General features: G+C 63.2%; 6 protein-coding genes. 4 read left to right on the top strand and 2 right to left on the bottom strand.

The window, feature by feature from the left end:
* A partial coding sequence (gene tyrS, locus ABSG20_RS22300) for a tyrosine--tRNA ligase (protein ID WP_423866678.1) occupies nucleotides 1–789 on the top strand: 789 nt, incomplete at its 5' end.
* A gap of 113 nt (nucleotides 790–902) precedes the next feature.
* Nucleotides 903–2,150: an MFS transporter gene (locus ABSG20_RS22295; protein WP_423866677.1), complete on the top strand. Its 1,248-nt coding sequence runs from the start codon at nucleotides 903–905 to the stop codon at nucleotides 2,148–2,150.
* Between the two features lie 40 nt (nucleotides 2,151–2,190).
* Here the strand turns inward: ABSG20_RS22295 and ABSG20_RS22290 are convergent, their stop codons facing one another.
* A complete protein-coding gene (locus ABSG20_RS22290) occupies nucleotides 2,191–5,916 on the bottom strand; it encodes a YhdP family protein (RefSeq protein WP_423866676.1) in 3,726 nt (1,241 codons plus the stop codon).
* Between the two features lie 201 nt (nucleotides 5,917–6,117).
* Here ABSG20_RS22290 and ABSG20_RS22285 point away from each other — a divergent pair, with 201 nt between their 5' ends.
* Entirely contained in the window at nucleotides 6,118–6,798 is a 681-nt protein-coding gene (locus tag ABSG20_RS22285; RefSeq protein ID WP_423866675.1) for a peroxiredoxin, read from the top strand.
* A gap of 96 nt (nucleotides 6,799–6,894) precedes the next feature.
* Nucleotides 6,895–8,265, top strand: a complete 1,371-nt coding sequence (locus ABSG20_RS22280) for a M23 family metallopeptidase (RefSeq protein WP_423866674.1) — start codon at nucleotides 6,895–6,897, stop codon at nucleotides 8,263–8,265.
* Between the two features lie 608 nt (nucleotides 8,266–8,873).
* On the opposite strand, the gene ABSG20_RS22275 is transcribed toward ABSG20_RS22280, so the two are convergent.
* Nucleotides 8,874–9,152: an addiction module antidote protein gene (locus ABSG20_RS22275; RefSeq protein ID WP_423866679.1), complete on the bottom strand. Its 279-nt coding sequence runs from the start codon at nucleotides 9,150–9,152 to the stop codon at nucleotides 8,874–8,876.
* Nucleotides 9,153–9,159 lie beyond the last annotated feature (7 nt).

The following is a 9,159-nucleotide window of genomic DNA, read 5'->3' as shown; positions in this document are numbered from 1 at the left end:
ATGGACTCGGTGCGGCTGCGTCTTGAGCGCGAGCAGGAGATGAGCTTCATCGAGTTCAATTACATGGTCTGCCAGGCCTATGACTTTGTCGAATTGTCGCGGCGCGTCGGTTGCCGGTTGCAGATGGGCGGATCGGACCAGTGGGGCAACATCGTCAATGGCGTCGATCTTGGCCGCCGCATGGCAACGCCGCCATTGTTCGCATTGACGACGCCGCTGCTGACGACGGCATCAGGCGAAAAGATGGGCAAGACGGCCAAAGGCGCGGTCTGGCTGAACGCGGACGAATTCAGTCCCTACGATTTCTGGCAATACTGGCGAAATGTCGAAGACGCCGACGTCGTCAAATTCCTTAAGCTGTTCACGATCCTGCCGATCAGCGAGATAGCGCGGCTCGCGGCATTGCAAGGTGCCGAGATCAACGAAGCCAAGAAGGTGCTGGCGACGGAGGCGACCGCTCTGCTGCACGGCCGCGACGCCGCCAACGCGGCATCCGAAACCGCGCGGCAAACGTTTGAGGAAGGCACGATCGCGGACACCCTTCCGTCCGTCGAAATCCCCCGCAGCGAACTTGAGGCCGGCACCGGCGTGCTGGCGGCGTTTGTCAGGGCTGGCCTGGTCGCCTCGAATGGCGAAGCGCGACGCCAGATCAAGGGCGGCGGCCTGCGCGTCAACGATGCCGCCGTGACCGACGAGAAGTTGATGCTGACGATGAAGGACCTCACCCCCGAAGGGGTGATAAAACTGTCGCTCGGCAAGAAGCGCCACGTCCTGCTCATGCCTGCATAGGCGCATTTCGCTTTAGACCCTTGCTCCCGGCGACGGAAACGCGCTCCTTGAGCGCGCGGTTTGCGCGAGCTGCTTCCGGTCTTGCGCCGGACCGCGCTCAAAAAGAGCAGCTCATGGATCAAAAGGCACCGCGGGAGGACACGCTGGCCCGGCCGCGGAAGCCGGCGCGCATGGCGCTCGGCGTGCTGGCGCTGTGTTTTGCCCTCTCGGTGCTCGGCCGCGGTCTCGGCGAAAGCTTTACGGTATTTCTGAAGCCGATCTCGGAGAGTTTCGGCTGGGACCGCGCCGAGGTGGTCTCGGTCTACTCGCTGGCCGCGCTGGCCGGCGGACTGGCGGCGCCCTTGATCGGCCGGCTGTTCGACCGCTCCGGCCCCCGCAGCGTCTATTCGTCGGGACTGCTGCTGCTCGGGGGCGCCTTCCTGGTTGCCGCCCACGCGCAGCAGCTCTGGGAGTTCCAGCTCAGCCTCGGCCTTTGCGTGGGTATCGGCATTGCCTTTATCGGCAATGTGCCGAATTCGATTATGCTCGGCCGCTGGTTTGGCCCGCGATTGCCAACGGCGATGGCAGTCGTCTATTCCGCGACCGGCGCCGGCGTCCTGATCCTGCTGCCGGCGTCCCAGCTCCTGATCGATCGGGTCGGCTGGCGCGGCGCCTATCAGACTTTTGGCGCCGCCGCGCTGGTGCTGCTGCTGCCGCTGTTGTTGCTGCCATGGCGGCTGTTCTCCAGCGGTTCGCCGCATGTCACAACAAGCGCCGCCGCCGACTTCGGCGATCAAGGCTGGACCTTGCTGCGTGCGATGCGCCACCACGCCTTCTGGGCCTTGTTCTCGACGTTCTTCTTCACCGCGATCGGCATGTACGCGATAGCGCCGCAGGTCGTTGCCTATCTGATCGACGCCGGCTTCCCGCCCTTGCAGGCGGCGACCGCCTGGGGTTTCTCAGGCGTGGTGCTGCTGTTCGGCATGCTCGGCATCTCCTGGCTTGACGGCCGGATCGGCCGCAGGCCGTCGGTGCTGTTCAGCTATGCGCTCTCGATCGCAGGTATTTTCCAGCTCTGGCTTCTGCAATGGTATGCGAATTTCTGGATCCTGACCGGATTCGTCGTTTGTTTTGGCAGCATGATCGGTTCACGCGGCCCATTATTGACGGCAACCGCGATGAAGATCTTTCACGGCAAACGGGTCGGCACCATCTATGGCACCATCTCGATCGGCAGCGGTCTCGGATCGGCGTTCGGTTCCTGGAGTGGAGGCCTGATCCACGATCTCAGCCACAGCTATAATCCGCTGATCGCGTTTGCGCTGGTCAGCGTAGTCCTGGGAATGATCCCGTTCCTGGTCGTGCCCGCACTGCGACGCTGACCGTCGATCATGATCCGATTGCAAACCTCGGGGCGCGCGATCAGTTATTGGGCGGAAATTCCACCGGATTGTTTTGCTTGCCGGTGTTGAAGTCCCAGATTTTCCTGGAGACCCCGGGAAATATGGCCGAAATCGGATTGACCCGTAGCGTCGGCTTGTCCGGGGTACCGACAACTTCGTAGGTTACACCGATCAGCCCTTCGTTGGCGCCGGCGCCCAGGAACAGCCCGACAATCGGGATTTGGCCGAACATGTTGTTCAGTCCGTACATCGGAACGAAGGTGCCACTCATGCGCACTTGATTGCCGGGATAATCGATGCTGCCCTCGATGGTGCCGCCGATCATCGCGCCCTTCAGCACCCCGTCACGAATCGCAAGCTGTCCGTTTTGCCGGGTGAATTCGGCGCGCAACCGCGAGAAGGAAACGCCGTTTTGCAGGCCGGCCGGGCCGCCGGCTGCCAGTCGATCGAGCGCAGCCTCCCCCTTGACCGAGAAATCGCGGACGCTGATCAGCCCATCTTTGGCGCCGGGATCCACGGTCGGAGGATCCATGGCCAACTGAAGCTCGCCTCCGACCACCTTGGAATAAGTATCGGTGAAGCGGAAGAATGCGCCGGCGTCGGCGGTCTCGAGATAGATGACGTCGCGCCCCTGCGAGCGACCGCGTAAATCCCCGAGCAGCGGCGTATCCCATCCGAGCTTGCCGCTCAGTGCGAAGTTTCTGATTACACCATTGCGCCGCGACACCTTGCAATCGACGCTGCGCAGCGCTTCGCCGTAAAAGCCGGCCACCGCGCCGAGCTTCAGGTCCACGTCAAAATCGACGCTGCTGGTCTTGGTCTTGGCGTCGGCCTCCTTGCCCGAACCCTCCTTGGCGGACTTGATAAAGCCGCGGCCGTCGAACACGTCGCCGCGCATCGTCACCTTCAGAACGCCATCCGGGCCGCGTTCGGCACGCAGCGTGGTCTTGTCGCCATCGGAGGGCGAATAGACCGGGAAGTTGGCATTGAGCAGATCGTGGTTCTGATCGACCTCCAGCGAACCCTTGATCGATACGCCACCGCCATCGATCACAATGTCTTCAAAGCGGATCGATTGCGGCTTCTGCACCACGTTGAAGACGGCACGGCTCGTCTTGCCCGGCAACTTAACCCAGCCGGGCAGGATATTGTCGAGCTTCAAGGCGGTGAGGTCGGCTTCAATGCCGACGCGGCTGTCCGCTCCGCCGATCTTGCCGGTCAGCTTGATCGCAAGCGTGCCGCTGACGGCGGGGCCCAGATCCAGTCCGAGTCGTGCACGGCTTGAGTCATCGAGAATCGCCAGCAGCTTGACATCGGCATCGCCTTCGCTCGGTTTGCGATAGTCCAGCGAGGCCGGCTGCCCGTTGATCCGGACGTCGCCCTTGACCTGATACCCGGCGTTGTTGGCGACGACTTTCAGCTTGTCGGCTTCGAGCTTTTGGTTCATCACCAGCCGATCAGCGGCAAATCCGATGAGATCGGCGTTGACGGTATAGGTCGTATCGGCCTTGGTCAGTGAGCCCTTGACCGGCATGCCGAGCGTGATCACGGCGGAAACCGTGCCCTTGCTCGAATTGGGATCGATCAAGGCGCCCGAAAGGTCGCTCAGGCGATCGGAAGCGAGGATTTCAGCCGCTGCCGGTACCGGACCATCGATCCGGAATTTGACCCGGGCCGGCGACGGCTTGGGCGCCATATCGGGAACCTCGAATACAAAATCCGAAATGTTCAGTTTGCGCCCCGCAGGCGTATCGGACACGCCCTGTCCGATCGTCACGGTGGCGGTGCGGCCTGTCACATGCGCTTTCAAATCCGCGTCGCGCACCGACGGCATTTCGTCAACAGGGTGCAATGTCACGCCGCTGGCGACGATATTGACGTTAAGACCATCATCGGGGATCGGCGGTCCCCGGCGCGAAAGGTTATGAACCGGGGAGTTGACGCCAATCTCGATGCGCTGAAGCGAGCCGCGTTCGACCCGCTCGATCACCCACTCGCGGACCTCCGGAACGATCAGTGTCGGCCACATCCGTTTGAGCGCCGAGGCCGACATCGGCGTTCCCGCGAAACCGAGCATCAGGCGCGGTTCCCCCGAATAGTCGAGACTGCCGCTTCCCGCGACCCCGATCTCACCGTTGCTGATGTCGGCCTGGGTAAGCAGTACGCGCCGCTTGTCGGTGTCGAAGCGCAGGCCGATGGCGATGCGGTTGAGAATCAGCGGTGGTTCGTCGGCGGCTATGCCGGCCAGCACGATGGTGCCGCCGCTGAAGCCCACTTGCCAATCGGCAATGCTGTCGTTGGGCGGCTCAACATGGCCCAGCAACGTAATCCGGTTGGAACCGGAAATGATCTTGATAGGCGCCACCAGCACCCGCCGCGCGGCATCCCATTCGACGTCCATTTCCGCCGAATCGATCGCCATGGGATAGTCGGGCGTATCGCTGTCGATCATGTTTCCTGCGCCAACGGCGATCTTGCCGCGGAAATAGGTCGGCAGGCCGTCGCGGCCCAGTTCGCCCCTGAGTTCGCCGGTGAGCGGCAGATCCGCGCTGTAGGTCAGGTCCTTGAGCCGCAGCGCCAGCAAAATATTTGCTGTCGAGACCTTGTCGGCGCGAACGGCGACCGATCGCACGCCATTCGCGGGAGCCCCGACCTCAACGCGAAGCGACCAGGCCTGGCCGCCCTCTTCGCCCACGCTCAGCGCCACCCCTCCGCCGCTCGGTCGGCGAAGACTTAAGGAGATGTTTTCAAATTTCCATTTGTTGCCGCGCTGCTGATCGTCGACGATCAGGTTCCCGTTCTTCAATCCGATTTCATTGAGGTTCTGTCCGTCAAGGCCGGTCAGGCTCAGGCTGTCCAGCCAATCCAGGCCAGCCAGCAGTCCGCTTGTGGCGTCGCGGTTGTCGGCGGTTCTGGCCGCCGTGCCGGATGGCGCGCCTGGGGGCGAAGAGGCAACCGGACTGACGGGCGTCGACGCCCCGGATTGGCCCGAAGGCGACGGCGTTCCGGCGGCCTGCCTGATCGAGGCGACGCCCGTGGCAAGCGGTCGCGCGTTGTCGCCGGTGGAAACGGTGACGTAGCCATCCGGCGTGATTCGCACCGAGAGTTCCGCATCCACCAGATTTAGGCTCTCGGCGCGGAGTTGCCCCATCAGCAGCGCGGTGCCCGACAGTTTCACCTCGGCTTTGGGAGCGCTCGCCACGATCGCATGGTCCCGATCCCTGACAATAATATCGCGGAGGCGCACAGCGATCCGGATTCTGCCGGCGCGCTCGATTTGCGTGCCGCCCACCTCGACGGTGTTGCCGTGCCCGATATTCTGTTCAATCGCCGCGGCCAGCCATGGCGTGGCCATCTCGAGATTGATCGGACCGGCGCCAAGCCGCCACCACAGTCCGGCGAAGCAGAGGGCGAAGATCAGCATCAAAGCCGCGATGGCGGCGGCAAGCCGCATGACCCAGCGTTCGCCGACGATCCAATGGCGCAGCGCCGCAATATGATCGACCAGCCGATGAACACCGGAACTCGACCTGGACAATAGCCGCCGCGCGCGATGCCCGGCCGCCTCATCATGGTGATCCCAACTGGCATCATCCCACTGCGAGGGCTCGTCGTCAGCACGCGGATCTGACCCCTGGGGCGACGTATTGCTGGCCATTGCCTCTCGGTGCTGGCGCTGGTTGTCAGATTGGTCGCCGCCAAGGCTGCGCCCGTCGACAAGTATCGGGCGGTCCTGTGCCGGCATCGCTGCCAATCCTCGATTTATACTGTCACTCGTCATCGGCCCCAAGGAGCATTCAACGAGCGGACGGGTGGTGTCTCGAATTTCTTGTAAGCATACTCCGCAGCCATCAGACTTGCCCAGCACGCGACTCGAACACAGCCGGCCGGACAAGACCCGCCTATACCAATGATTGATCTGCCGAAAGCGACGAAAGGAAGGCGTATGTCCAAGAGAACGCGCAAGGAATCTCCCAAGACCCGCTCCGGGGCGGCGCCCCGCGCGGAATCGTCGAAATCGGTGCAAACGCCGCTTTCGAAAGCCCACCCGGCGAGCGCCGGCAAGGCAAAAAAGCGCACTGCAAAAGCAACGCCTGTGGCCGCGAATTCGGCTGCGAGGAAGCCGTCGAGCGGGAAAACCAAAGTTCCGGCCCAGCCGGCTTTGATCGAGGGCTTGAGGGCCCCTGCTTTCCGATTGCCGCGCGATGGCGGCGGCACCATTTCCCTCGCCGACTTTGCTGGCGAAAACCTGGTGCTGTTTTTTTATCCGCGCGCGGACACCCCGGGTTGCACCCGGGAGGCGATCGACTTCACACGGCTTTCGAGTGCATTCGCGGAAAACCAGTGCGCTGTGCTCGGCGTCTCCGCCGATCCGCCAAAGGCGCAAGAAGCCTTCCGGGACAAGCATCAACTGGTTACCCCTCTGATTTCGGATGAACCGCACGAGATGCTCAGGGCTTACGGCGTCTGGGGCGAGAAATCCATGTATGGCAAGACCTTCCAGGGCATTCTTCGCACCACGGTTCTGATCGGTCGGGACGGCCTGGTGATCCGGATCTGGCGCAATGTCAGGGTCGATGGCCACGCCGACGTGGTGCTTGCCGCGGTACGAGCCCTTGCACTTTGAGCGGGTCCGTTTGCTAAAAATTAACTATGAGAAGGCCAAATAGCCCCGCAAAAAGTGGCCGTACGGAACTTATGTCCGACCGGCGCGGGAGTGCTGATGTCGTACCATTCCGGTCATTATTCTGAGTATCCGCAACACCATCCGCACGACCATGGCAGGGCCGCCCCGGTTCGCCGCCAGTCGGCCCGTCAGGCCTTGGCGGTCGCCCTGCCAAGCCTGCAAGAGGGCTATACCCTCGCTCACGCCGGCAGGCAGGTCCGACTCGGACCGGTCGCGTTCTGGATCGTGGTCGGCACCATGACACTCCTGGGTATCTGGACGGCCGCCACCGCGACCTATTTCGCCTTCCGCGACGACGTGCTCAAGCGCCTGATCGCTCATCAGGCCGAGATGCAATATGCTTATGAGGACAGGATCGCCGAGCTCCGCGCCAAGGTCGATCGCACCACTAGCCGCCAATTGCTCGATCAGGAACAGTTCGACCAGAAGCTCGACCAGATCATGCGTCGGCAGACCACGCTGGAATCGCACGCCGCCGCGCTGGGCGGCCTGCCGGACGGGCAGGTCACCGGGACGATCAGGCCGCCGTCGCGAGGTGCCGCGGCGAACGACGCGCTCTCTCCCGGCGCGCCGAAACCGTCGCCGATCAGCGACACCGTGATTTTCGTAGCGCCGCCGGATCGTGAAGCACGGCTGGAATCGCGCGCGTCGGTTGTCTCCCAGGTGCAACCGAACCAGTTCGCGAAGGTCGGGGGCGTCGATAATGTCCTTGTCGGTCTGCAGACCTCGTTGGACAAGATCGAGAACCGCCAGATCGCGGCGCTCAGTGCAGCCGAAGAGGGCATGGAATCGCGTGTGCGCCGCATGCGCGGCGTCTTTACCGATCTCGGCCTCGACATGGCGCAACTGGAAGCCGCGACGCCGCGAGTGGGCATGGGCGGCCCCTTCATTCCAGTCAAACTTCCCGCCGAAGCCGGTGCTTTCGAGCGTCAGCTTTACCGGATCAGCATCACCCGGGCCCAGATGGAGCGTCTGAACCGCACCCTTGCGCTGGTGCCCTATCGCAAGCCGGTGGTCGGCGAAGTGGAATTCACCTCAGGTTTCGGGGTCCGCATTGATCCGTTCCTCGGCCGTCCGGCCATGCATACCGGTCTGGATTTCCGTGCCGCAAGCGGCGACCCGGTGCGCGCGACCGCGAACGGCAAGGTGGTGTCGTCGGGATGGGCCGGCGGCTATGGCCGCATGGTGGAAATCGACCACGGCAACGGCCTGTCGACGCGCTACGGCCATCTGTCCGAGATCAGCGTCAAGGTTGGCGATCAGATCAGGATAGGGCAGGTGATCGGCGCGGTAGGTTCAACCGGCCGATCCACCGGCCCGCATTTGCACTATGAAACCCGGATAGACGGCGAAGCGGTCGATCCGCAGAAATTCTTGCGCGCCGGCGTGCGGCTGAGCGCAGGCTGAAACTGGTTCAACTCTCCAGCACCGCGTTTTGCGAAGTTCGAATCCCTCCTTGCCCGCCAGTTCGTGTCTGTCCGGCTGGACAAGCCATTCCGTAGCGAAGGCTGCCACGCCAAAGCCCATCGGGCGAAGGACACGAGCTACCGCTCGGCAAGCCACGCTTCCCAGCCGCAAGGCCGACGCGGTTCTCGCTCCCAACCAAAATATCGAAAACAACCCCATGCAAAGTAACAGGGGGCGCCGGCATGGATGCTTTACCCGCGAAAACATTTTGACTCGGCACCATTCCATCTTCCGGCAACTTGGCAATTTTCGGAACCGGTTGATTCCACGCCATGGCTTCCTTCGCGTTGCCGGCGGCGAAAACCTGCCAGGTTCGAGTTCGGTGCCCGGTCGAGAGAGGAGCGGTTCGCTCATCTTGAGCCATGACCGCTTGGCGAGCCCTTGCAGGGCCAGTGGCAGTCGGTCAAGGCCGCAGCCGCGAAGCGGTGGCGCGTCCCGCGACAGCCTCGTCACACTGAGGGTTGAGCGACGGAACACGCTGTAGCAGCCGTGGCTACGACATCGCCACACCTTCTGCCGCGCGGCAGAAAGCGGCGTCTGGTCTTGCCTCAGGCGGAAGTCGGGGAGGATCGTCGGGCGGCGGAGGCGGGGCCAGCATGGAGACGGAAGCCGAGCGCCCGGATGACCTTCAGGACGGTGGCGAACTCCGGGTTCCCATCGCTGCTCAGCGCCTTGTAGAGCGCCTGTCGGGTCAAACCGGTTTCGTCGGCGAGTTGAGACATGCCGCGAGCGCGGGCCACCACGCCCAGAGCATCGGCGATCTCGCCGGCGTCGCCATCCGCGACGGCGCCCTCGAGATAGGCGAGCATCGCTTCGGGACGGTCCAGGTAGGCG

The sequence above is a fragment of the Bradyrhizobium sp. genome (assembly GCF_049512235.1).
Classification (GTDB): domain Bacteria; phylum Pseudomonadota; class Alphaproteobacteria; order Rhizobiales; family Xanthobacteraceae; genus Bradyrhizobium.
This window is presented reverse-complemented; position numbering and strand designations above follow the sequence as displayed.

Coding starts and splice junctions, on each gene's coding strand:
- ABSG20_RS22295 (WP_423866677.1), top strand. CDS start 903: ATGGATCAAAAGGCACCGCGGGAGGACACGCTGGCCCGGCCGCGGAAG.
- ABSG20_RS22285 (WP_423866675.1), top strand. CDS start 6,118: ATGTCCAAGAGAACGCGCAAGGAATCTCCCAAGACCCGCTCCGGGGCG.
- ABSG20_RS22280 (WP_423866674.1), top strand. CDS start 6,895: ATGTCGTACCATTCCGGTCATTATTCTGAGTATCCGCAACACCATCCG.
- ABSG20_RS22290 (WP_423866676.1), bottom strand. CDS start 5,916: ATGCCGGCACAGGACCGCCCGATACTTGTCGACGGGCGCAGCCTTGGC.